Here is a 23,132-nt window from a genome sequence, read left to right on the forward strand (position 1 = left end):
TTATTGTGCGAGATAAGCGGTTTGTGCGCGCGGTCAATCGCGCAGTGGTTTTTCTGTGGTTTTTAGCGCATCCGCAAGGCGTGAAGTGGCAGAGCCGGGGCGCAGGGGCTTGGGTTGATCTGCTGAGGGGGCCCAGCCAGCGAGAAAGAGAAATTCGAAGGTGGCAATGATTTTGCCGTCCTCAGCAAAGTTTTTTTCGTAGATCTCGGCGCAGCGTTGAAACACTGTGCGGCGCGTCGGGCGGCGCAGGCGGGCGTTGAGGGCGTTGGCCTCGCCGAAGCGGCGAAGGTCGTGCATCAGGTGATAAGCGTCTTTGTAGCTGGTTCTGATCGTGATGTTATCGGCCACGGGCAGGGCAAGGCTGGCGCGTTGGAGTAGCGCGCCCAGATCGCGAATTTCGCCCATGGGGGCGATGCGCGGGGAAAGGCCACCTGTGACCTCGCTCTCCGCTTGGGCAAGGCTTGTGCGTAGCTCGTTCAAGGTTTGGCCACCAAGGAAGACTGCTTGAAACAACCCGTCCGGTTTGAGGGCGCGCGCGCTTTGGATGATTTGACCAACGGGATCGTTGGCCCAGTGGAGCGCCATGAAATGCAGGGCGAGGTCGTGGTCTCTTTCGCTGACATCAAGTGTATCGCTGTCCTCGATATGCTTGGCGTTCGGGATAATTTCTGGCGCGGGGCCGATTATCAGCGGCTTCGTAAACGTTCTGTTAACCAGACTCAGGCGATCAAGGGTCTCTTCGCGTGCGATATCGACGAGAAAGTTGTCGCTTGCGCGACAGCGGTTTGCAATCAGTGCGGAGCGATCAGTGAGGAGAGGCGGAGTTTGCATACGATTGGTCTTATTGTGCATCGCGCCGGGTTTCAAACCCTGTTGCATGCGGTGTTTCCGCCCGAATGTTTGTCGTGCCGCGTTCGTGTCGCAAGCGATGACGGGCTTTGCGGCACATGTTGGCGCGATACGGCCTTTATCACGGGCGACGTATGTGATGTCTGCGGCGTGCCGATGCGTGGCGATGTAGAGAGCGGTGATAAGTGTGACGATTGCATGCGTATCGCGCGGCCTTGGACGCAGGGGCGTGCGGCGCTTTTGTATAAGGATCGAGGGCGCAGATTGGTGTTGGCGCTGAAACACGGGGATCGCCACGATATTGTGCGCCCGGCGGGGCGGTGGCTGGCGCAGGCGGCGCGCGATATTCTGCGCGAGGATGTCGTGATCGCGCCGGTACCGCTGCATTGGACGCGTATGGTGCGGCGGCGTTACAATCAATCGGCTTTGATCGCGCAGGCAATGGCGCGGCACTTGAGCGCGCCTTATTGCGCTGATTTGCTGAAACGCGACCGTGCGACGACCAAGTTGGACGGAAAATCGCGTGAAGCGAGGTTTGCGGAAGTGTCGGGTACAATTACGGTTCAAGCCAAACGTTCGGCGCAGATTGAGGGGCGATCCGTGCTCTTGGTGGATGACGTGATGACATCTGGGGCGACTTTGGCGGCCTGCGCAGAGGCATGTTTGATAGCAAAGGCGCGTGAGGTTTGCGTCGTGACCCTAGCGCGCGTGGCCAAGGACGACTAGGTTATGGGCAACTTGAAAAGGATGCTCCTGATGAAACCCGTTGAAATCTACACATCGCCGCTTTGTGGTTTTTGCCATGCAGCCAAACGCTTGCTCAGTTCTAAAGGCGTTGAATTTTCCGAAGTGAACGTGATGATGCAGCCTGAGCGCAAGGCTGAAATGATCCAGCGTGCCAATGGTGGGCGCACGGTGCCGCAGATTTTCATCGGCGAGACGCATGTGGGCGGCTGCGACGAATTGCATGCGCTGGAGCGCGCGGGCAAGTTGGATGCGTTGTTGGCTGCCTGATGCGCGCCGCTTTGGTTCAAACGACGTCGAGCGATGATCCGCAGGAAAACTTGGCGCGGATTTCGGAGTTGATCCGCGAGGCTGCGCGCGGTGGCGCTGGCTTTGTGCTCACGCCGGAGGTGAGCAATTGTGTTTCCGGATCGCGTGAACATCAGCGGTCGGTGCTGCAGTTGGAAGCGGATGATCTTTCCTTGAAAGCCTACTGCGCTTTGGCGGCGGAGCTTGGGATTTGGCTGATGCTCGGCTCGCTTGCGCTTCAGACGGGCGATGCGGACGGACGCTTTACGAACCGGTGTTTCGTGATCGATCCTAGCGGTGCCGTGAACGCGCGCTACGATAAAATTCATATGTTCGACGTGGATGTGACGCCCGAGGAAACTTATCGCGAATCCGATGGTTATCGGCCGGGGGAGCGAGCCGTCATCAGTGAAACACCCTTCGGTACGCTGGGGCTAAGTATCTGTTATGACGTTAGATTTGCCTATCTTTACCGCGCTTTAGCGCAAGCGGGTGCGGAGATTTTGGCGGTGCCGGCGGCGTTTTCCTATGTGACAGGTGCAGCGCATTGGGAAACGCTTTTGCGTGCGCGGGCGATCGAGACGGGCTGTTATGTTCTGGCCCCTGCGCAATGCGGGGTGCATGCGGCGCGGGTCGGGCAAAAGCGGCGCACTTTCGGGCATTCGCTGGCAATTTCTCCGTGGGGCGAAATTTTGGCAGACGGAGGCGAGGCGCAAGGCGTGGTCTATGTTGAAATTGACCGCGTGGAGGTGGCAAAAGCGCGCGGTAAGATCGCAGCGCTGCGCCATGATCGCATGTTCGAGGGTCCGTAATGAGTGATGATGCAAATGCCCTTGCGGTGACGCTGTTCAGTGAAATTATGACTGTGGACCAGCTTCTTAGGAACCGTTTGGGACGGGTTTTGCCTAAGGGTATGGAAATTTCACATTTTTCTGTTTTGAACCATTTGGCGGGGCAATCAGCAGAGCGTACACCAGCGCAATTGGCCAAGAGTTTTCATCTGACGCGCGGCGCGATGACCAACACTTTAGGCAAGCTGGAGTGGGCGGGATACGTGCATATTCGCCCCGATTGGGACGACGCGCGGCGCAAGCTTGTGTCGATCAGTCCCGCAGGTACCGCCGCGCGCGATGCGGCTTTGGCGGGTATGGGGCCTGTGATCCGCGATATCGTGGGCGGTGTAGGGGGCGATAAATTACGCACTGTTTTGCCGATTCTGCGCGATCTACGGCTTAAGCTAGAGCAAGATTGAAGCGGCTGCGTTTCGCCCCCCACCCCCCCAAAAAAAAGGGGGGGAGGGCCGAGAGTTTAAAGAGCAATATAAAGCCGATTAGGGTTTTGTGCTGGCGGTGACGTAGTTCACGCTTAGGTCTTTGGCCGACAAGCTCCATGTCCACAGGATCGGGTTGAATACGAAGCCCTTGCGATCCACGGGTGTCAGGCCCGATTGCGCGAGGAGGTCGAACAACTCGTCAGGAGTAATGAATTTACCCCACTCATGCGTACCTTTTGGCAGCCAACGCATAATGACCTCCGCACCAATGATCGCCATCGCATAGCTTTTGGGGTTGCGGTTGATCGTGGAGCAGATGTGCAGGCCGCCTGATTTCAGGAGCTGCTGGCAGGCGGTGAGATAGGTCAACGGATTGGCCACATGTTCTACCACTTCCATATTGATCACCACATCGAACTGCTCGCCTGCCTCGGCAAGTGCTTCTGCGGTGGTGCAGCGATAATCGATGGTGAGGCCTGATTGCTGCGCATGGACCTGCGCCACTGGAATGTTGCGCATTGCTGCGTCTGCGCCGACGACAGTCGCGCCAAGACGGGCCATTGGTTCAGACAAGAGGCCGCCGCCGCAGCCGATATCGAGAATGCGCAGGCCTTTGAAGGGTCCCTGCGCGGTGAGATCACGGTCAAACTCCCCCGCAATCTGGCTGGTGATGTAGTCGAGCCGGCAAGGGTTCAGCATGTGCAGCGGCTTGAATTTACCCTTCGGATCCCACCACTCGGCGGCCATCGCTTCGAATTTTGCGACTTCGGCTGGATCTACTGTGCTTTGGGCGGTTTGCATTCCTGTCTCCATGTGCTCATTTGGGCGTAACGGGCCTTTGGGAGGTTATATAGGATGGATATGGATAAAATCTCAGGCCAAAAGAGCGCGGTGCAATATCTCTATCCGCCGATTGATCCGTTTGATCAACGCATGATGGAAATGCCGGGTGGGCATACGATCTATGTGGAGCAATGCGGCAACCCCGATGGTATCCCTGTGATCGTGTTTCATGGCGGTCCCGGCGGCGGATGTAGTCCTGCGATGCGGCGCTATTTTGATCCCGAAGTTTACCGCGTGGTGTTGTTTGATCAACGTGGCTGTGGGCGATCACGGCCGCATGCGTCAGTGATCAATAACACGACATGGGACTTGGTGGCGGACGTCGAGCGGATTCGTGAAGTGCTCGGTATCGACCAATTTATTGTCTTTGGCGGCAGTTGGGGGGCCACGCTTGCGCTTATTTATACGGAAACCCATCCGGATCGTGTGCGGCATCTGGTGCTGCGCGGCGTGTTCTTAATGATGCAGCGCGAGCTTGATTGGTTCTATGGTGGCGGTGCCGGGCAATTCTGGCCCGAAACATGGGATGCCTTTGCAAGACTTGTGCCGGAGGATGAGCGTGGTGACATGATCGGGGCTTATCACAGGCGGCTCTTTAGCGGTGACATGCCGCTTGAAACGCGCTTTGCAAAGGCGTGGTCGGGCTGGGAAAATGCGCTTGCCTCGGTTTATTCGAACGGGCGCAGCGGTGAGGCTCCGGGGGAATATGCACGCGCCTTTGCGCGGCTGGAGAACCATTATTTCGTGCATGGTGGTTTTTTGGAAAGCGATGGTTGGATTTTAGAGAACGTGGACCGTATCAGCCATATTCCCGGAGTGATCGTGCAAGGGCGTTACGATATGATTTGCCCGCCGAAATCGGCGTATGATCTTGCGCAGCTCTGGCCAAACGCAGATTTGCGCATGGTGCGCAACGCAGGTCACGCACTGAGCGAGCCGGGTATCAGTGCGGAATTGGTGCGCGTCATGGATGAGATTGCACAGCGGTGAAAAAGACCGCCTGCAAAACAAGCGGCCTAAAGTGAGAACTCGTCAACATACAAATCAGGTAAGTACGCCAAGTGTCCTTACCTTTCGTCATTTAAACCCTGGGTAGAATTCCCTGCAATACCTGTTTCGCGGTTTGTGTGATTTCTGCCACCGTTTGGGGTGCAGAACTGGCCTTGCAGATTCGGGTGCGTTGTTCTATAAGGCTTTCAACAGCGGCGCGGCTGGGTCCAAACCAAACGCTCCACCGATTTTTACAACGGGCCGCGCGCCCGTTTTTTTGTGCCTAGATATAGGCTGGATGAGATATGAACAACGATCTGATTGCCAAAGCTGCCATTGACCAGCGCCTTGCGTCCATTATCACGCCCGTGATCGAGGATTTGGGTTTTGAGCTGGTGCGCGTGCGCTTGATGTCGGGCAAATCCACTACGCTGCAAATCATGGCGGAGCGGCCAGAGGGCGGCATTGAGGTGGATCAATGCGCGCAGATCAGCACGGCCATCGGCGCAAGCCTTGATGTCGAGGATCCGATCGTGGACGAATATACGCTGGAGGTGTCTAGCCCTGGGATTGATCGTCCGCTGACACGGCTTAAGGATTTTGCCACATTCGAGGGCTATGAGGCTAAGATCGAAACCACGGAATTGATTGATGGTCGCCGTCGCTTCAAGGGTGAATTGGCGGGCGTTGAAGGCAATGATGTGCTGATCAACGTCGAAGAGGGCACGATTGGTTTGAACTTTGATTGGCTGAGCGATGCCAAGTTGGTTCTCACGGATGATTTGATCAATGAGATGTTACGTCAGCGCAAAGATGCTGGTGCGATTAACGAAGATGATTTTGACGAAATTCAAACGGACGATGCGCCGTTGTCGGAGGAGAAATAACCATGGCAATCACCTCAGCAAACCAGCTTGAGCTATTGCAAACCGCCGAAGCGGTGGCACGCGAAAAGATGATCGATCCGGGTCTTGTGATCGAGGCCATGGAAGAAAGCCTCGCACGGGCAGCCAAGTCGCGTTACGGCGCTGAGATGGATATTCGCGTTGCAATCGACCGCAAGACAGGCCGCGCGACATTCACGCGGGTGCGCACGGTTGTCGAGGATGACGATCTGGAAAACTACCAAGCCGAATTTACGGTTGAGCAAGCCAAGCAGTACATGGCCGATCCCGAAGTCGGTTCGACCTTTGTCGAAGAAGTGCCGCCCGTTGAAATGGGCCGGATCGCTGCGCAATCGGCCAAGCAGGTTATCTTGCAAAAGGTTCGTGAAGCGGAGCGTGATCGCCAGTTCGAGGAATTCAAAGACCGCGCAGGCACAATTATCAATGGTGTCGTGAAGCGTGAAGAATACGGCAACGTGATTGTTGACGTGGGTCGGGGCGAAGGCATTTTGCGCCGTAACGAGAAGATCGGCCGCGAAAGCTATCGCCCGAATGACCGTATCCGTTGCTACATCAAGGACGTGCGCCGCGAAGCGCGCGGTCCGCAGATTTTCCTCTCGCGCACGGCGCCTGAATTCATGGCCGAACTGTTCAAGATGGAAGTGCCAGAGATTTATGATGGCATCATTGAAATTAAAGCCGTTGCGCGTGATCCCGGGTCGCGCGCCAAGATTGCCGTGATTTCCTATGACGGCTCTATCGATCCCGTGGGCGCTTGCGTCGGTATGCGCGGTAGCCGTGTTCAGGCCGTCGTGAACGAGCTTCAGGGAGAAAAGATCGACATTATCCCATGGAACGAAGATCAGCCGACGTTCCTTGTGAACGCATTGCAGCCAGCCGAAGTTACCAAGGTTGTTCTGGATGAAGAGGCCGGCAAGATCGAAGTCGTGGTTCCCGACGAGCAGCTTTCCCTGGCGATTGGTCGCCGTGGCCAGAACGTGCGCCTTGCGTCGCAATTGACTAACCTCGACATTGATATCATGACCGAGGAAGAGGAAAGCAAGCGTCGTCAGGCCGAGTTCGAATTGCGCACGAAGCTGTTCATGGAAGCGCTGGACGTGGATGAATTCTTCGCGCAGCTTTTGGTTGCTGAGGGCTTTACCAACCTTGAAGAGGTGGCCTACGTCGAAGTGGACGAATTGCTGGTCATCGACGGTGTCGATGAAGAGACCGCAGGCGAGTTGCAAACGCGTGCCCGTGAATTCCTCGAAGCCAAGGCGGCCGCTGCGCTGGCCAAGGCCCGCGAGCTGGGTGCCGAGGACAGCCTTATTGAATTTGACGGCATCACGCCGCAGATGGCAGAAGTGTTGGCCGAAGACGGCGTGAAAACGCTGGAAGATTTCGCGACATGCGCGGATTGGGAATTGGCCGGTGGCTGGACCACGGTCGATGGTGAGCGCGTGAAGGACGAGGGCCTGCTGGAACAATTCGGCATGGAGCTCGAGGAAGCGCAAAACATGATTATGACCGCTCGGGTTCTGCTGGGCTGGGTCGATCCCGCTGAATTGGAAGCAGCATCGGAAGACGATTTGGAAGACGGCGAAACAACTGAGGAAACTGAGGTCTGATCTCAGGCCTCAGAGATTCCCACAGTGACGCGCGGCGGCACAGATAAAGATCGGTCCAACGGGCCAGAGCGCAAGTGCATTGCGACGCAGGACACGTTTCCTATGTCAAAGATGATCCGCTTTGTCGTTGGGCCCGATGAGCAGATCGTTCCTGATATTTTGGGAAAACTGCCCGGTCGTGGTATATGGGTTTCTGCGGATAAGGCTGCGCTAGAAAAAGCAGCAAGCAAGAACTTGTTCGCAAGAAGTGCCAAAATGCCGGTCAAGGTGCCGGAAGATTTGGTGGCCGAGGTCGAAAAGCAAGTCACGCGGCGGTTGGTCGAGTTGATCAGTCTTGCGCGCAAATCTGGCGGTGCAGTGGCTGGTTATGAAAAGGTAAAAAGCTGGTTGATGAATGAAGAGGCACAAGTGCTCATTCAAGCTAGTGACGGTTCGGAGCGCGGCAAGTCTAAACTGAGCACGCCTCACTATGGCAGTTTCATAGGCTGGTTGACGGCAGATGAACTTGGTTTGGCATTTGGGCGACAGACTGTGATACATGGCGCGCTAAGCGCTGGTGGACTCACCTCTCGTGTAGTAGAGGAAGCCCAAAGATTAAAAGCGATACGAGAGATTAGTGACGGCAGGGGCCGTCCGAAAGGAAAAGACAGCTAAATGAGCGATAACGACGGCAAAAAAACATTGGGCCTGCGCGGAGCGGCTCCGCGTCCAGGTAGTGTAAAGCAGAGCTTCAGCCACGGCCGGACGAAAAATGTTGTGGTCGAGACAAAACGCAAGCGCATCGTAGTGCCCAAACCGGGCGCTCCTAAGCCTGCTGGCGGTGCCGGTTCTATTGGTGGCAACCCTGCGAAACGTCCTGCGGGCATCACAGATGTGGAAATGGAGCGCCGTCTAAAGGCGGTTCAGGCAGCGAAGGCGCGCGAAGTTGAAGACAACGCACGCCGCGAAGCCGAGGAAAAGGCGCGCGCCGAAGATCGCACGCGCCGCCGCGCTGAGATCGAAGCGAAAGAGGCAGAAGAGCTGGAGCGCGCCGAGCGTGCTAAAGCCAAGGTTGCAGAAGAAGAAGCTGCCAAGCAAGCGGCGGCAGAAGCTGCGCGCGCTGCGGCGGAGCCTGCTCCCGAGAAGCCATCTGCGTCTGCACCGCGCGCTGCGCCAAACAAACCTGCACCGGCAGCCACGCCGCGCAAGTCCGATCGCGAGCGTAACCAGCGTAGCAAAGCGCCTGCGAATGACGGTCGTCGCGCTGGCAAGTTGACGCTCAATCAGGCGCTTACGGGCGGTGACGGTCGTCACAAGTCGATGGCTGCGATGAAGCGCAAGCAAGAGCGTGCACGCCAAAAGGCGATGGGCGGCGCGGTCGAGCGTGAAAAGATCGTGCGCAACGTGAACCTGCCCCCTGCGATTGTCGTGTCGGAATTGGCCGTGCGTATGGCTGAAAAGACCGGCGCTGTCGTCAAGGCGCTGATGAACAACGGCATGATGGTCACACAGAACGAGACGATCGATGCGGATACCGCAGAGCTGATCATCGAAGAGTTCGGACATAAAGTCGTGCGCGTTTCAGACGCGGACGTCGAGGATGTGATCACCGAGATCGTGGATGACGAAAAAGACCTCGTTAGCCGTCCACCGATCATTACGATCATGGGCCACGTGGATCACGGTAAAACGTCCCTTCTTGATGCGATCCGCAATGCGAAAGTCGTTGCTGGTGAAGCTGGTGGAATCACGCAGCACATTGGTGCGTATCAGGTCACAACCGACACTGGCGCTGTTCTCAGCTTTCTTGATACGCCCGGTCACGCGGCCTTTACGTCGATGCGTTCGCGCGGGGCTCAGGTCACGGATATCGTAGTTCTGGTGGTTGCGGCGGATGATGCTGTGATGCCGCAAACGATCGAGGCGATTAACCACGCGAAAGCGGCAGGTGTGCCGATGATCGTTGCGATCAACAAGGTCGACAAGCCGGGTGCCAACCCTGACAAAGTCCGTACTGATCTACTTCAGCATGAAGTGGTCGTGGAGAAGATGTCAGGTGAAGTTCAGGACGTCGAAGTTTCGGCGATCACCGGACAAGGCCTTGATCAATTGCTCGAAGCGATTGCGCTTCAGTCGGAAATTCTGGAATTGAAAGCCAACCCTGATCGCGCCGCTGTCGGCGCTGTCATCGAAGCACAGCTTGACGTGGGCCGTGGCCCTGTTGCGACGGTTCTGGTTCAGACCGGTACGCTGCGCGTCGGCGACATCTTCGTTGTGGGTGAACAATTCGGTAAGGTGCGCGCCTTGATCAACGATCATGGCGAGCGCGTGAAAGAAGCCGGTCCTTCGGTACCTGTCGAGGTTCTTGGCCTCAATGGTACGCCTGAAGCGGGCGATGTTCTCAACGTTGTTGACACAGATGCACAGGCGCGTGAAATCGCCGAGTATCGTGAGAAAGCAGCGAAAGACAAACGTGCGGCTGCCGGTGCTGCGACAACGCTCGAACAGCTTATGGCGAATGCCAAGGCCGACGAAACCGTGTCGGAAATGCCGATCCTCGTGAAAGCCGATGTACAGGGCTCTGCCGAAGCAATCGTTCAGGCGATGGCGAAAATCGGCAACGATGAAGTCCGCGTTCGGGTTCTGCACTCTGGTGTTGGCGCGATTACGGAAAGTGATATTGGCCTTGCCGAAGCATCCGGGGCGCCGATCATGGGCTTTAACGTCCGTGCTAACGCATCTGCGCGCAACACAGCCAACCAGAAAGGCGTGGAAATTCGTTACTATTCGATCATCTACGACCTTGTGGATGATGTGAAAGCGGCAGCTTCTGGCCTACTCTCTGCGGAAATTCGCGAGAACTTTATCGGTTACGCGAACATCAAAGAAGTGTTCAAGGTGACGGGCATTGGCAAAGTTGCGGGTTGCTTGGTCACAGAAGGCGTTGCGCGCCGTTCTGCAGGCGTGCGTTTGCTGCGTGACAACGTTGTTATCCATGAGGGTACGCTTAAGACGCTCAAGCGCTTCAAGGACGAGGTTGCCGAAGTGCAGTCCGGTCAGGAATGCGGCATGGCCTTCGAGAACTACGATGACGTTCGTGCGGGCGATGTGATTGAAATCTTCGAGCGCGAGTCGGTCGAACGTAATCTCGACTAAAGTTTGGCAGATATCATTTAGAAAAAAGGCCCGAACAGTGATGTTCGGGCCTTTTTACGTGAATGGTCACCAAAATTTATAGCTTACGGCGACGGTCGGCTATGCTGCAGCTGAAACGGGCCTGCCAGTGTAATTGCGATCGCCGACAGCGACGATAATCCGCCCGTCTGCCAGAGCGCGCACGAACGTGCCTTGAACCTGAACACAGGTTCCCATGATAATAGTACGAAGCATGATATTCTCCCCCAGAAAGACACCGGCGTGGCAACCGGTACATGCGTATGATTTGATCAAATTGTCATAGATTTGTTAACAAACCTACTAAAAAAGTAACATTAACCACTTATTGTGAAGTTCCGCCGATAAATTTCAGAGCCAATCGCGCAAAATCGGGATCAATGGCACATCAGCAGCGGGCATAGGGTAGTTTTTCAAATCCTGCGCCTGCACCCATTTGAGCGCTTGGTTCTCTCGGGATTGAACGATGCCGTCCCATTTGCGGCACGCGAACAGTGGCATGAGCAAGTGGAAATCATCATAGCTATGACTGGCAAATGTCAGTGGCGCGAGGCAGCTCTCCCATGTGTCGATGCCAAGTTCTTCCTGCAACTCACGGATCAGTGCAATTTCGGGGGTTTCGCCAGGCTCGACCTTACCGCCAGGAAACTCCCAGAGTCCGGCCATGGATTTGCCCTCGGGGCGCTGTGCGAGAAGAACGCGCCCGTCCACATCGATAAGCGCGACTGCAGAGACGAGAACCGTCTTCACGAACGATAATCCGCGTTGATCGCGATATAGCCATGGGTTAGATCGCAGGTCCAAACGGTGCTTTTGCCGCTGCCAAGTCCCAGATCGACACCGATCACCAACTCGGCGTTCTTCATATACGACGCCCCTTGGTCCTCGCGGTAGTCGGGGCTGACCCACCCGTTTTCGGCAACCAGAACGTCACCGAAGCGAATGCTAAGCAAATCACGATCTGCAGCAGCGCCGGACTTTCCAATCGCCATGACGATGCGGCCCCAATTGGGATCCTCGCCCGCAATGGCAGTTTTGACGAGTGGAGAGTTTGCGATGGCAAGCCCGTGGATGCGGGCGTCCGCATCGGTCTGCGCACCTGTCACTTGAATTTCAACCAATTTGGTTGCGCCCTCGCCGTCGCGCACGACCTGTAGCGCCAGGTCTTTCATCACGCCGTGCAGAGCTGCGCGAAAAGCCACATTGCCGGTGACATCCGCGCCGCTGGTACCTGTCGCGGCGATCAGAAGGGAGTCTGAAGTCGAGGTGTCGCTGTCCACCGTGATTGAGTTGAAGGTCGCCTGATTAAGGTCACTGACCATTGCTTGTAGATCAGCGCGGGCGATTTTGGCATCAGTGAAGATATAGACGAGCATCGTTGCCATATCCGGCGCGATCATGCCGGAGCCTTTGGCGATGCCTGAGATGGAAACAGTTTTTCCGTCTATGTCGATCTGCGCGCCTGCGCCTTTTGGATAGGTGTCGGTGGTCCGGATTGCCTCGGCGGCGGATTTGATCGCGCGCTCATCTAATGCCGCTTTCAACTCTGCTATCTTCGCGGTGATCCGTTGGTGTGGGAGGGGTTCGCCAATGACGCCTGTAGAGGATGAAAAGACGCGCGTTTCCGGCAGATCGAGGGCCTCGGCAACGGCGCTGGTCACGGCGCGCGTGGCCTCAATACCGTTCTTGCCAGTGAAGGCGTTGGCATTACCGGAGTTTACGATGATTGCAGCGCCTGCATCGCTATCTGCACCAATTTTCGATTGGCAATCGAGCACTGGTGCGGCGCGGGTCGAGGATTTGGTAAATACACCCGCCATCACGCTTCCGGGCGCAATGCGTGCTAGCATAACATCAGTGCGCCCCGCATATCGAACGCCCGCTTGAACGGCCGCGAAAGACACGCCGCTGATCTGCGGCAAGGATGGAAATTGCTCCGGCGCAAGGGGGGAGCGGGGCGGCGTGCCTGCCATGATCTATTTCTCCAGAAGTGAAAGGTCTTTGATCTGCGATGCGTCAATCTCGGCTGCTGTCTTTCTAGAAATCGTCGCGCTGTCGGTCAATTGCTGGATGTAGGCGTCGACGACGTCCATGCGCACCTGTTGCTCCATTTCAGGGCGGACCTCGTCCAGATCGGGGGCATCTTTTGCGCGTGCATCGTTTAGTTTGATCACGTGCCAGCCAAATTGGGTTTTGATCGGAGCGGAGATTGCACCGACGTCCATGTCGAGAACAGCGGTTTCAAATTCGGGCACCATCATGCCGGGGCCAAACCAGCCAAGCGCACCGCCGCGAGGTCCGGAGGGGCCTGTCGACTTTTCTTTGGCGAGCTCTGCGAAATCTGCACCACCTTCGAGAGAGGTCACCAGCGCATTCGCCTCTTCTTCGGTTGCGACCAGAATATGTGAGGCATCGAATTCTTTTTCAGGCTCTACGCCGGCATATGCGGCGTCGTAGGCGGATTTAACCGCATCTTCGGTCACTGCATCTTTGAGGACGCTGTCCATGTGCTCAGCCGCCATGAGCGAGCGCTGCTCGTTCTCGAGGGCGAGGCGCACACGGCGGGGCAAGTCAGTGCCGCCTGCCTGCGCCAGAACGGCCTGCTGGATCAACTGATCTAGAATACCGGTGAACAGCGCATCATCAGGCAATTGGCGGTATTGCTCTGGCAGCCCCGATCGCACCACGATCATGTGACCCATTGTGATATCAATGCCATTTACGGTGGCGATGACGGCATCTGCGCCGCTTTCGGCGTTCGCGGGCATCGCGAGGGACAGAGCAAAGGCTGCTGAGGCTAAGAATTGGGTGCGTTTTAACATCGTTTATTCCTTGTTTCCTGCGCGATTCGTGCACGCCGTTGACACTGGCATAGCCGACCACTACATCGCTTTAAGGCCATAGTTCTGGCCGTCTTTCACTCTCGTATCTATGGGTTGCGTGCAAGGCGAGCAAGCAGAGCCTGAGCAGAAAGACGACAAGAATGGATGAGCGCAGATGCTAGGACTCGGAAAAATCGCCAAAAAGGTCTTCGGAACGCCGAATGATCGCAAAGTGAAGGCAACGCGCCCTCTTGTCGACAAGATCAACGCGCTGGAGCCCGAGTTCGAGAAACTCAACGACGCGGGTCTTATCGAAAAGACAGAAGAGTTGAAGAAGCGCGCCTTGGGCGGTGAAAGTCTCGATGACTTGCTGCCTGAAGCCTTCGCCAACTGCCGCGAGGGTGCGCGCCGTGCGCTCGGTCTGCGCGCATTCGATACGCAGTTAATGGGTGGTATTTTCCTACATCAGGGCAATATTTCCGAGCAGAAGACCGGTGAGGGCAAAACGCTGACGGCGACCTTCGCGACCTATCTGAACGCGTTGACAGGCAAGGGCGTGCATATCGTCACGGTGAACGACTACCTTGCCAAACGTGACGCAGAGTGGATGTCCAACGTCTATAGCGCGCTGGGCCTTACGACTGGCGTGATTTATCCCCAGCAGCCGGATGACGAAAAGAAAGCGGCCTATGCCTGCGACGTCACCTACGCAACGAACAACGAACTGGGGTTCGATTATCTGCGCGACAATATGAAGTCCGAGCTAAGCCAGATGTTCCAGCGCGATCATAACTTCGCAATCGTGGACGAGGTGGATTCGATCCTGATCGACGAGGCGCGCACGCCCTTGATCATTTCCGGTCCTGCCGCTGACCGTTCTGACCTATATATGTCGATGGATGTGATCATCCCGGAACTGAAGGATGAGCATTTCGCGCTTGATGAAAAGACGCGCAATGTGTCCTACACCGAAGAAGGTAACGAGTTTCTCGAGAACCTGCTTTTGGAAAAGGGTCTGCTGCCGGAGGGTCAGTCGCTTTATGATCCTGAAAGCACGACACTTGTGCACCACGTCAATCAGGGCCTGCGTGCGCACAAGTTGTTCGCTAAAGACAAGGAATACATTGTACGCGACGGCGAAGTCGTTCTGGTGGACGAATTCACTGGCCGCATGATGACCGGGCGGCGCTTGTCCGACGGTCTGCACCAAGCCATCGAGGCGAAAGAGGGCTGCACGATCCAGCCGGAGAACGTCACGCTCGCGTCCGTCACGTTCCAGAACTACTTCCGCCTTTATGACAAGCTGGCCGGGATGACCGGTACAGCGATGACCGAGGCCGATGAATTCACCGAAATCTACGGACTAGGTGTGGTCGAAGTGCCAACAAACCGCCCCATCGCGCGGATCGACGAGCATGATCAGGTGTTCCGCACCGCGAAAGAGAAATACGATGAAATCGTCGTGATCATTCGCGAGGCTCATGAAAAAGGTCAGCCCTGCCTTGTCGGCACGACCTCGATCGACAAATCCGAATTCCTGTCTGAACTTCTTACCGAAGCAGGCTTGCCACACAACGTCCTGAATGCACGACAGCACGAGCAGGAAGCGCAGATCATCGGTGACGCGGGCAAACTGGGCGCGATTACTATCGCGACGAACATGGCTGGACGCGGTACGGATATTCAGCTTGGCGGCAACGTCGAATTGAAAGTGTTGCAGGCGCTCGCAGCAGAGCCGGAGGCCGATCCCGAAGCGGTGCGCGCGCGTATCGAAGAGGAACATCAGGTCTGGCGCAAGAAGGTGCTTGAGGCCGGCGGCCTTTACATCATCGCGACCGAGCGTCACGAGAGCCGCCGCATCGACAACCAGCTGCGTGGCCGATCAGGGCGCCAAGGTGATCCGGGTCGTTCTGCGTTCTTCCTGTCGCTCGACGACGATTTGATGCGCATTTTTGGTTCCGAGCGTTTGGACAAGGTTCTGTCCTCGCTTGGCATGAAAGATGGTGAAGCGATCGTACATCCTTGGGTAAACAAATCGCTCGAACGCGCGCAGGCGAAGGTCGAGGGCCGTAACTTCGACATTCGTAAGCAGCTTTTGAAGTTCGACGACGTCATGAACGATCAGCGCAAGGTGATCTTTGGCCAGCGCCGCGAAATCATGGAAGCAAAGGATCTCTCCGAGATTACGCAGGACATGCGCTATCAGGTGATCGAAGACCTGATTGATCAATATATGCCGCCCAAGACCTATGCCGATCAGTGGGATATGGAGGGGCTGCACACTGCTGTGCGCGAGGCGATCAATATCGACGTACCCCTGCAGGACTGGGGCCATGAGGAAGGCGCGGATGACGATGTGATCCGTGATCGCTTGGAAAAGGCAGCAGACGAATCAATGGCGCAAAAGGCAGCGGCCTTTGGCCCTGAGAACATGCGCCAGATCGAAAAGCAGGTTTTGCTCCAGACGATTGACGGCAAATGGCGTGAGCATCTTGTGACGCTTGAGCATCTTCGCTCTGTCGTCGGATTTCGCGGCTATGCGCAGCGTGATCCGCTGAACGAGTATAAGAACGAAAGTTTCCAATTGTTCGAGACCATGCTCGACTCCCTGCGCACTGAAGTGACGCAAAAGCTTGGCCAGGTACGTCCAATGACCGAAGAAGAGCAGGCTGCAATGCTGGCTGAAGTTCAGGCGCAGCAGGCGCTTATGCAAGAGGCCGCGCGCGAGTCTTCTGCGGAGGCGTCCCAATCGCCCGTGCCCGAGGTTTTAGGATTTGACGAAACGGATAGCTCGACATGGGGCGATCCGGGCCGCAACGATCCTTGCCCCTGTGGGTCCGGGAAGAAGTTCAAGCACTGTCATGGTCGTCTGGGCTAGGGGCTGAACCCAATCAAGGCAAAACTGCGATGGTGGCCTGAAAGAGTCCTTGCCACCGTCCAATTCTTGCCCTGTTTCAGGGCGACATATGCCTCTGAACAGACATCCCGTCGGAGGGTAGTATCATGGATATTAAACGGATTGTTATGGCTGGTGGTGTACTTGCAACAGCAGGTGCCATCGGCTTTGTGATGCAAAACGGTGAATCAGCCAAAGCACGCTATGCAGGTGCGTCCATACCGGACATATCTGGCACGGCGAGCGAGCCCTTGCAGGTGACTGATATCACGCTTACCTCTGCCGTGGCCGATACTGTCGCGGCGCAAACATCGCGCAGCGAGTTGCAGGAACAAAGTATCGCAGAGGCCGCGATCGGCGCCCCCGAGCAAGAAACAATCGCCCCCGAGATCGAAATGGCAGCCTTGGGTGATCCCATCGCTTTGGAAGTGGTTGAGCCCGAGTTTGCTCCGCCCGTATCCTTGTGCAGCATCGAAATGACGGCCGAAGCTTCTGCGGCGGCGATGGTCGATCTGTCGCTCAGCGCGGCGTGTTACCCCAACGAGCGTGTGACGTTCCATCACAACGGAATGATGTTTACCGAAGCGACGGATGAAACTGGAAATTTGAACCTGAGCGTTCCTGCGCTTTCCGAAAATGCGGTCTTTATCGTATCTTTCGCCAATGGCGAGGGCGCACTTGCAAATACCAAAGTCCCCTCGCTTGAATTTTATGACCGCATGGTCGTGCAGTCCAAAGCGTCTAGCGGGTTGCATATTAACGCGTTTGAATTTGGCGCAGCCTACCGCGACGAAGGGCATGTAAACGCCAATTCGGGACGCACCATGGCTGACGCGGCCAAGGGTCATGGTGGGTTTATCACATCGCTTGGCGATGGCGTTCAAGGCGAAGCGCTGGTCGCGGAGGTCTATACCTTCCCGATCGAGACCGCGCAAAAGCAGGGCGATGTGCATGTTTCCGTCGATGCAGAAGTCACGACCGCCAATTGTGGCTTGCGGATCGAGGCGCAAACCCTCGAAGTACGCCGCGCCAGTGCGATGAAGGTTCAGGATGTGACTTTGCCGATCCCGGCATGTGATGCGGTTGGAGATTTTCTGGTGTTGCAAAATCTGATACAAGACTTGAAAGTTGCGCGTAACTAGGCGCGCGACACTCGGGGCTGAAAAAGCTATGGCTATTCACCGTGCGGCGAAATTAGCCGCATTTTTCTTTTTATTGCTCACCGTCCCCTTGGCGGCGCAAGATGTGACCCTGACATCCCCCGATGGCTCTGTCGAAATCAATGGCACGTTGCTGGGCTTTGACGGTGATTTTTACCGCGTCGAAACGATTTATGGTGAATTGACGGTCGATGGAACGGGCGTTAACTGCGCTGGACCGGCCTGCCCTGATTTGCAAAACTACGTGGCACAGCTCTCCGTATCCGGCTCGGCCACAATCGGCGAAGTGCTAATGCCCGCGCTGATCGAAGGTTTCGCCTTGCAGTTCGGTTATGTGGCTGAGCGCACTAGGGTCAATTCCACCCATTTCACCTATAGTTTGCGTAACAAGGCTGATCAAACTTTGCTCGGGACATTCGAATTTCGGGTGACGAATACGGACGAAGGCTTTGCCGATCTGTTGGCGGACGAAGCGGATATCGTCATGTCGCTGCGTGAAATTCGCCTGACGGAAAATCGCCGCGCAACGGAGGCTGGATTGGGTGATTTGACGGGGCAGAACCGCAGTCGCGTTTTGGCGCTTGATGCTATGGTGGCGATTACCGCGCCGGGTAATCCGGTTGATGCGATTTCCCCGGCAGTACTTGCGCGCGTCTTTGCCGGTCGCGTGACCAATTGGAGCCAGCTTGGCGGCCCTGATGCGCCGATTTCGGTGCATTTGCGCGATCCGAAATCTGGTCTGTCCCAAGCGGTGCAGGATCGCTTGATGGCGCCGGCGGGTTTGGTTCTAGACAGTCGAATTCTCCGCCATCCTACCAATAAGGCGCTGACGCAAGCGGTGACAAACGATCCTTTTGCTATCGGGATTTCCAGCTATTCGGAAACGGGGAACACCGATGTTCTGGTCCTGACGGGCACCTGTGGTTTTTCGCTGCGCGCAGGACGCGTCACGATCAAGACCGAGGATTATCCGCTGACTGCACCTATGTTCCTCTATATTCCCGCGCGTCGGTTGCCGCAATTGGCGCGCGAATTTCTGACCTATACGCGTTCTCCCTCGGCGCAAATTGTGATCCGCCGTGCGGGGTTTGTGGATCAGGCACCAGAGGAGTTATCAATCAACCAGCAAGGCGACCGCTTTGCCAACGCAATCTCTTTAATCGGGACCGAAATTGATCTGAGCGAAGTGAAACGCCTGGTGGAAGTGCTCTCTCCGATGAAACGCCTTAGTACGTCGTTCCGGTTTCGTGCAGGATCAAGCGCATTGGATGCGCAGTCCTTGTCGAATGTACAGCAATTGGCCCGCGCAATCGAGACGGGTGTTTATGACGAGCGCGCAATAAAGTTTGTCGGGTTCAGCGACGGGCAGGGCTCGGCTGACGCCAATCATCGTATTGCGGAGCAACGCGCGCGCGCCGTATTGGCTGCGGTCAAGCAGGCGGCGGAAACGGTCGATCTGAACGAGTTGGACATCACCGTCGATGCCTTTGGCGAAGCGCTTCCCATGGCCTGTGATGACAGTGCCTGGGGGCGCCAAGTGAACCGCCGCGTCGAGGTCTGGGTGCGTTAAAGCAGCCCGTTGCTCACGAAACTGGTTTCGCCTGTGGCACCGATGATCAGATGATCATGCAATGTTATTGAAAGGCTATCAGCCGCTTGTTTGATCAGCTTTGTCATTTCGATATCGCTGGGCGAGGGTGTCGGATCGCCGGAAGGGTGGTTGTGCACGAGGATGATGGCGCAGGAGTTCAGCTCCAGCGCGCGTTTCAGCACCTCGCGCGGATAGACTGGAACGTGGTCCACAGTGCCGACGCCCAGAACCTCATCTGCGATCAGCATGTTGCGCCGATCCAAAAACAGAACGCGAAACTCTTCGGTTTCCTTGTGGGCGAGCGTAGTGCGACAGTAGTGCAACACAGCATCCCAGCTGGAGATGAGCGGGCGATGGGTGATGCGTGCCTTGGCGACCCGCTTGGATGCGGCTTGAACCAGCTTGAGATCCTGCGCCGCGGGTGCGCCGATCAACGCCTCGAGCCGAGCCGTATCCGCTGCAAACGCACTGGCGATGCCACCGAATTCTTCGAGCAATTTGCGCGCAAGCGGTTCGGTATCCTTGCGTGGGGACGAGGCGAGCATGATCAGCTCGAGTATCTCAGCATCGTTGAGATGATCCCCGCCATGATCTTGAAATCTCGCGCGCAGGGCAATGCGGCGATCGCGCAATGCGCTATCCAAAAGCCTGAGGCGTTGGCAAGAAGGTGCTTCAGCGCGGCGCGCATCAAAAGTAGGGGCGGTGACATCGGTGAACTGTGTGTGTTGAATGCTCATGCGACCTTGATCGGCCGATTCGATAAATTTTAGGTTAACGCATAAAAAAAAGCCCGGCTCAGTTCGTGCCGGCCGGGCTTGGTGTCTTCATATGCTCTAGATGGATTAGCTTTTCATGCTGTCCCAGAAGGATTTGACCGAAGAAAAGAAACTTTTGCTTTCGGGATTGTTGTCCTCAGAGAGGTCTTCGAATTCCTTGAGCAGTTCTTTCTGGCGGGAAGTCAAGTTCACAGGTGTTTCCACCGCCAGTTCGATGAACATATCCCCTGTGCCCGCGCCGCGCAGGGCTGGCATGCCTTTGCCGCGAAGACGCATTTGGCGCCCTGATTGGCTGCCCGCAGGAATTTTCACACGACTTCGCCCACCGTCGATCGTCGGCACTTCGATATCTCCGCCTAGTGCCGCAGAGGCCATGGACACAGGAACATTGCAGAAGAGGTTCGGGCCTTCGCGCTCGAACAGCTTATGCTTGGCGACCTCGATAAAGATGTAGAGATCGCCCGCTGGACCGCCACGCATGCCAGCTTCGCCCTCGCCGCCAAGGCGAATACGGGTGCCGGTTTCGACGCCGGCCGGGATGTTCACACTGAGCGAACGGTCCTTTTCGACGCGCCCCTGACCACCGCAGGATTTGCAGGGGTTTTTGATGATCTGGCCCATGCCCGAACATGTGGGGCAGGTTCGCTCAACGGTGAAAAACCCTTGCTGTGCGCGCACTTTTCCCATGCCCGAACACGTCGGACAGCCCGTAGGCTCTGCGCCGCCATCTGCGCCCGTGCCCTCGCAAGAGGTGCAGTTTACCGCGGTGGGAACGTTAATGGTTTTTTGCATGCCTGCGAAAGCGTCTTCAAGCGTGACGCGTAGGTTGTAGCGCAGATCAGAACCGCGCGCCGCGCGATTGCGTGCGCCTCCGCCACCACGTTGCCCTCCCATAAAATCGCCGAACAGGTCATCAAAAACGTCTGAAAAGGCAGATGAAAAATCACCCTGACCGCCGCCACCGCGTTGGCCGCCGCCGCCCATTCCACCCTCGAATGCAGCATGACCATAACGATCATAGGCCGCTTTTTTGTCAGCGTCTTTCAGGACTTCATAGGCTTCGTTGGCTTCTTTGAAGAGACCTTCGGATGCGGGGTTGTCGGCATTGCGATCGGGGTGAAGCTCCTTGGCTTTCTTGCGATAGCCCTTCTTGATTTCGTCGGCAGACGCACCTTTGGCTACGCCTAGAACGTCGTAATAGTCTTTCTTTGACATATTAAATCCTCCTTTGAGGAAACGCATTGGGCCGACCCGGTGAAACAGGCCGGCCCTTTAGGGTATTCACGCTGTGCGCGCGACCTACCCGCGCTTTTTGTCGTCGTTCAGGTCTTCGAAGTCGGCATCAACAATGTCGTCTTCTTCTGGCCCGGCGTCTGCAGCCATCGGCTCGTCGCCTTCCTGCTCCTGGCTGGACTTGTAGATCGCCTCGCCAAGCTTCATTGCGGCTTCAGTGACGTTCTGGATGCCGGATTTGATCTTGTCGGCGTTCTCTGTCTCCAGCTCGTCCTTGAGCGCGGCAATTGCCAACTCGATCGCTTCGACGGTTGTCGGATCGACCTTGTCGGAGTGCTCTTCCACGGACTTTTCAGTCGAGTGGATGAGGCTTTCTGCCTGGTTCTTCGCTTCGATGAGGCTACGACGCTCTTTATCGGCATCCGCGTTCTCTTCGGCGTCCTTGACCATCTTTTCGATGTCATCATCGGATAGACCGCCAGAGGCCTGGATCGTGATCTTCTGTTCTTTACCTGTGCCCTTATCCATCGCGCCTACGGCAACGATGCCGTTTGCGTCGATATCAAACGTGACTTCGATCTGTGGCAAACCACGCGGTGCAGGCGGGATGTTCTCAAGATTGAACTGACCGAGCATCTTGTTGTCGGATGCCATTTCACGTTCGCCCTGGAACACACGGATCGTGACTGCACTTTGGCTGTCTTCGGCCGTCGAAAAAATCTGCGACTTTTTCGTGGGGATCGTTGTGTTGCGATCGATCAAGCGCGTGAACACACCGCCAAGCGTCTCAATCCCGAGGGACAACGGCGTGACGTCCAGAAGAACAACGTCTTTGACGTCGCCCTGCAAAACACCGGCCTGAATGGCCGCGCCCATCGCAACAACCTCGTCAGGGTTCACACCCTTATGTGGCTCTTTACCGAAGAACTTGGTTACTTCCTCAACAACGCGGGGCATACGTGTCATGCCGCCAACAAGGACGATTTCGTCGATGTCAGTTGTTTTCAGGCCCGCATCCTTAAGCGCTGCTTGGCAAGGCTTGATGGATGCTTTGATCAGATCGGACACAAGGCTTTCCAGTTTCGCGCGCGTCAGCTTCATAACCATGTGCAGCGGCTGACCGCCTTTTGGGTCCATGGAGATAAAGGGCTGATTGATCTCTGTCTGGTTGGCAGAGGACAATTCGATCTTTGCCTTTTCAGCCGCTTCTTTCAAACGCTGAAGCGCCATTTTGTCTTTGGTAAGATCGACGCCGTTCTCTTTTTTGAACTCGCCCGCAAGATAATTAACGATGCGCATGTCGAAGTCTTCACCGCCAAGGAACGTGTCGCCGTTGGTGGATTTCACTTCGAAAAGGCCATCGTCAATCTCGAGGATCGTGACGTCGAATGTACCGCCGCCGAGGTCATACACCGCAATGGTGTGCGTGTTTTCTTTGTCGAGACCATAAGCAAGCGCAGCCGCTGTGGGCTCGTTGATGATGCGCAGCACTTCGAGGCCGGCAATTTTGCCTGCGTCTTTGGTCGCTTGGCGCTGGGCGTCGTTGAAATACGCAGGAACGGTGATAACCGCTTGCGTGACGTCCTCGCCCAGATAGCTCTCGGCGGTCTCTTTCATCTTGCCGAGGATGAACGCGGAAATCTGGCTTGGGGAGTATTTCTCGCCCTTGGCTTCGACCCATGCGTCACCGTTTCCACCGTCAACGACGTTGAAGGGCAGGTTTTTCATGTCTTTCTTAAGGTGCTCGTCATCATAACGGCGCCCGATCAGGCGCTTTACGCCAAAGACTGTGTTGTCCGGGTTCGTGACGGCCTGACGTTTCGCAGGCTGGCCGACGAGGCGCTCGTCATCTGTGAAGGCAACGATCGACGGTGTCGTGCGCGTGCCTTCTGCGTTCTCGATCACGCGGGGCTGAGAGCCGTCCATGATGGAAACGCAACTGTTTGTCGTTCCGAGGTCGATACCAATAACTTTGGCCATTTTTTTGATCCCTTTTAGCTTC

General features: G+C 56.3%; 21 protein-coding genes. 12 read left to right on the forward strand and 9 right to left on the reverse strand.

The window, feature by feature from the left end:
- Window positions 1–33 precede the first annotated feature (33 nt).
- Entirely contained in the window at window positions 34–831 is a 798-nt protein-coding gene (locus tag B9P63_RS05035) for a methyltransferase domain-containing protein (protein WP_085307476.1), read from the reverse strand.
- Here B9P63_RS05035 and B9P63_RS05040 point away from each other — a divergent pair.
- The 4 genes from B9P63_RS05040 to B9P63_RS05055 are packed head-to-tail and all read left to right on the forward strand — an operon-like array spanning window position 826 to window position 3,133.
- Window positions 826–1,575 carry a ComF family protein gene (locus B9P63_RS05040; RefSeq protein WP_245830555.1) on the forward strand — a complete coding sequence of 250 codons (750 nt, stop codon included), beginning with the start codon at window positions 826–828 and terminating at the stop codon, window positions 1,573–1,575. The genes B9P63_RS05035 and B9P63_RS05040 overlap by 6 nt on opposite strands.
- A gap of 30 nt (window positions 1,576–1,605) precedes the next feature.
- Window positions 1,606–1,863, forward strand: coding sequence for a glutaredoxin 3 (grxC, locus tag B9P63_RS05045; RefSeq protein WP_085307477.1), 258 nt, complete (start codon window positions 1,606–1,608; stop codon window positions 1,861–1,863).
- Window positions 1,863–2,693, forward strand: a complete 831-nt coding sequence (locus tag B9P63_RS05050) for a carbon-nitrogen hydrolase family protein (protein WP_085307478.1) — start codon at window positions 1,863–1,865, stop codon at window positions 2,691–2,693. Before grxC ends, B9P63_RS05050 begins: the two co-directional genes overlap by 1 nt.
- Window positions 2,693–3,133 carry a MarR family winged helix-turn-helix transcriptional regulator gene (locus B9P63_RS05055; RefSeq protein ID WP_085307479.1) on the forward strand — a complete coding sequence of 147 codons (441 nt, stop codon included), beginning with the start codon at window positions 2,693–2,695 and terminating at the stop codon, window positions 3,131–3,133. The genes B9P63_RS05050 and B9P63_RS05055 overlap by 1 nt, the downstream gene beginning before the upstream one ends.
- Window positions 3,134–3,211: 78 nt before the next feature.
- Here the strand turns inward: B9P63_RS05055 and ubiG are convergent, their stop codons facing one another.
- Window positions 3,212–3,955 carry a bifunctional 2-polyprenyl-6-hydroxyphenol methylase/3-demethylubiquinol 3-O-methyltransferase UbiG gene (gene ubiG / locus B9P63_RS05060; RefSeq protein ID WP_085307480.1) on the reverse strand — a complete coding sequence of 248 codons (744 nt, stop codon included), beginning with the start codon at window positions 3,953–3,955 and terminating at the stop codon, window positions 3,212–3,214.
- A gap of 60 nt (window positions 3,956–4,015) precedes the next feature.
- On the opposite strand from ubiG, the gene pip reads away from it, so the two are divergent.
- The 5 genes from pip (at window position 4,016) to infB (ending at window position 10,634) form a co-directional block, all read left to right on the forward strand.
- Window positions 4,016–4,987, forward strand: a complete 972-nt coding sequence (pip, locus tag B9P63_RS05065; RefSeq protein ID WP_085307874.1) for a prolyl aminopeptidase — start codon at window positions 4,016–4,018, stop codon at window positions 4,985–4,987.
- A 305-nt stretch (window positions 4,988–5,292) separates the two neighbouring features.
- Window positions 5,293–5,874, forward strand: a complete 582-nt coding sequence (rimP, locus tag B9P63_RS05070) for a ribosome maturation factor RimP (protein ID WP_085307481.1) — start codon at window positions 5,293–5,295, stop codon at window positions 5,872–5,874.
- 2 nt (window positions 5,875–5,876) lie between these two features.
- Window positions 5,877–7,499 carry a transcription termination factor NusA gene (gene nusA / locus B9P63_RS05075; protein ID WP_085307482.1) on the forward strand — a complete coding sequence of 541 codons (1,623 nt, stop codon included), beginning with the start codon at window positions 5,877–5,879 and terminating at the stop codon, window positions 7,497–7,499.
- Between the two features lie 24 nt (window positions 7,500–7,523).
- Window positions 7,524–8,153: an RNA-binding protein gene (locus tag B9P63_RS05080; RefSeq protein ID WP_085307483.1), complete on the forward strand. Its 630-nt coding sequence runs from the start codon at window positions 7,524–7,526 to the stop codon at window positions 8,151–8,153.
- Complete coding sequence (gene infB, locus B9P63_RS05085) at window positions 8,154–10,634, forward strand: translation initiation factor IF-2 (RefSeq protein WP_085307484.1); 2,481 nt, start codon at window positions 8,154–8,156, stop codon at window positions 10,632–10,634.
- A 99-nt stretch (window positions 10,635–10,733) separates the two neighbouring features.
- Here infB and B9P63_RS19525 read toward each other — a convergent pair whose 3' ends face one another.
- From B9P63_RS19525 to B9P63_RS05100, 4 genes are all read right to left on the reverse strand, one after another.
- Window positions 10,734–10,868, reverse strand: a complete 135-nt coding sequence (locus B9P63_RS19525) for a hypothetical protein (RefSeq protein WP_281252305.1) — start codon at window positions 10,866–10,868, stop codon at window positions 10,734–10,736.
- 135 nt (window positions 10,869–11,003) lie between these two features.
- A complete protein-coding gene (locus tag B9P63_RS05090; protein WP_085307485.1) occupies window positions 11,004–11,402 on the reverse strand; it encodes a (deoxy)nucleoside triphosphate pyrophosphohydrolase in 399 nt (132 codons plus the stop codon).
- Window positions 11,399–12,625 carry a bifunctional glutamate N-acetyltransferase/amino-acid acetyltransferase ArgJ gene (gene argJ, locus B9P63_RS05095; RefSeq protein ID WP_085307486.1) on the reverse strand — a complete coding sequence of 409 codons (1,227 nt, stop codon included), beginning with the start codon at window positions 12,623–12,625 and terminating at the stop codon, window positions 11,399–11,401. Before argJ ends, B9P63_RS05090 begins: the two co-directional genes overlap by 4 nt.
- 3 nt (window positions 12,626–12,628) lie before the next feature.
- The gene (locus B9P63_RS05100) at window positions 12,629–13,474 is read right to left on the reverse strand and encodes a peptidylprolyl isomerase (RefSeq protein ID WP_085307487.1); all 846 of its coding nucleotides are present in this window, start codon (window positions 13,472–13,474) and stop codon (window positions 12,629–12,631) included.
- A 175-nt stretch (window positions 13,475–13,649) separates the two neighbouring features.
- Between B9P63_RS05100 and secA the strand changes: the two genes are divergently transcribed.
- From secA to B9P63_RS05115, 3 genes are all read left to right on the forward strand, one after another.
- Window positions 13,650–16,352, forward strand: a complete 2,703-nt coding sequence (gene secA / locus B9P63_RS05105) for a preprotein translocase subunit SecA (protein ID WP_085307488.1) — start codon at window positions 13,650–13,652, stop codon at window positions 16,350–16,352.
- 125 nt (window positions 16,353–16,477) lie between these two features.
- Entirely contained in the window at window positions 16,478–17,512 is a 1,035-nt protein-coding gene (locus B9P63_RS05110; protein WP_085307489.1) for a hypothetical protein, read from the forward strand.
- Window positions 17,513–17,540: 28 nt separating this feature from the next.
- On the forward strand, window positions 17,541–19,100 hold the full coding sequence (locus B9P63_RS05115) for a phosphate ABC transporter substrate-binding/OmpA family protein (RefSeq protein WP_085307490.1): 1,560 nt from the start codon (window positions 17,541–17,543) through the stop codon (window positions 19,098–19,100).
- Here the strand turns inward: B9P63_RS05115 and radC are convergent.
- From radC to dnaK, 3 genes are all read right to left on the reverse strand, one after another.
- Window positions 19,097–19,858, reverse strand: coding sequence for a RadC family protein (gene radC, locus B9P63_RS05120; RefSeq protein WP_085307491.1), 762 nt, complete (start codon window positions 19,856–19,858; stop codon window positions 19,097–19,099). The genes B9P63_RS05115 and radC overlap by 4 nt on opposite strands.
- A gap of 105 nt (window positions 19,859–19,963) precedes the next feature.
- Window positions 19,964–21,112 carry a molecular chaperone DnaJ gene (gene dnaJ, locus B9P63_RS05125; RefSeq protein ID WP_085307492.1) on the reverse strand — a complete coding sequence of 383 codons (1,149 nt, stop codon included), beginning with the start codon at window positions 21,110–21,112 and terminating at the stop codon, window positions 19,964–19,966.
- Window positions 21,113–21,196: 84 nt separating this feature from the next.
- Complete coding sequence (gene dnaK / locus B9P63_RS05130; protein WP_085307875.1) at window positions 21,197–23,110, reverse strand: molecular chaperone DnaK; 1,914 nt, start codon at window positions 23,108–23,110, stop codon at window positions 21,197–21,199.
- Window positions 23,111–23,132 lie beyond the last annotated feature (22 nt).

Origin of the sequence: Planktotalea arctica (assembly GCF_002105285.1) — a bacterium.
In the GTDB taxonomy this organism is placed as follows: Bacteria; Pseudomonadota; Alphaproteobacteria; order Rhodobacterales; family Rhodobacteraceae; genus Planktotalea; species Planktotalea arctica.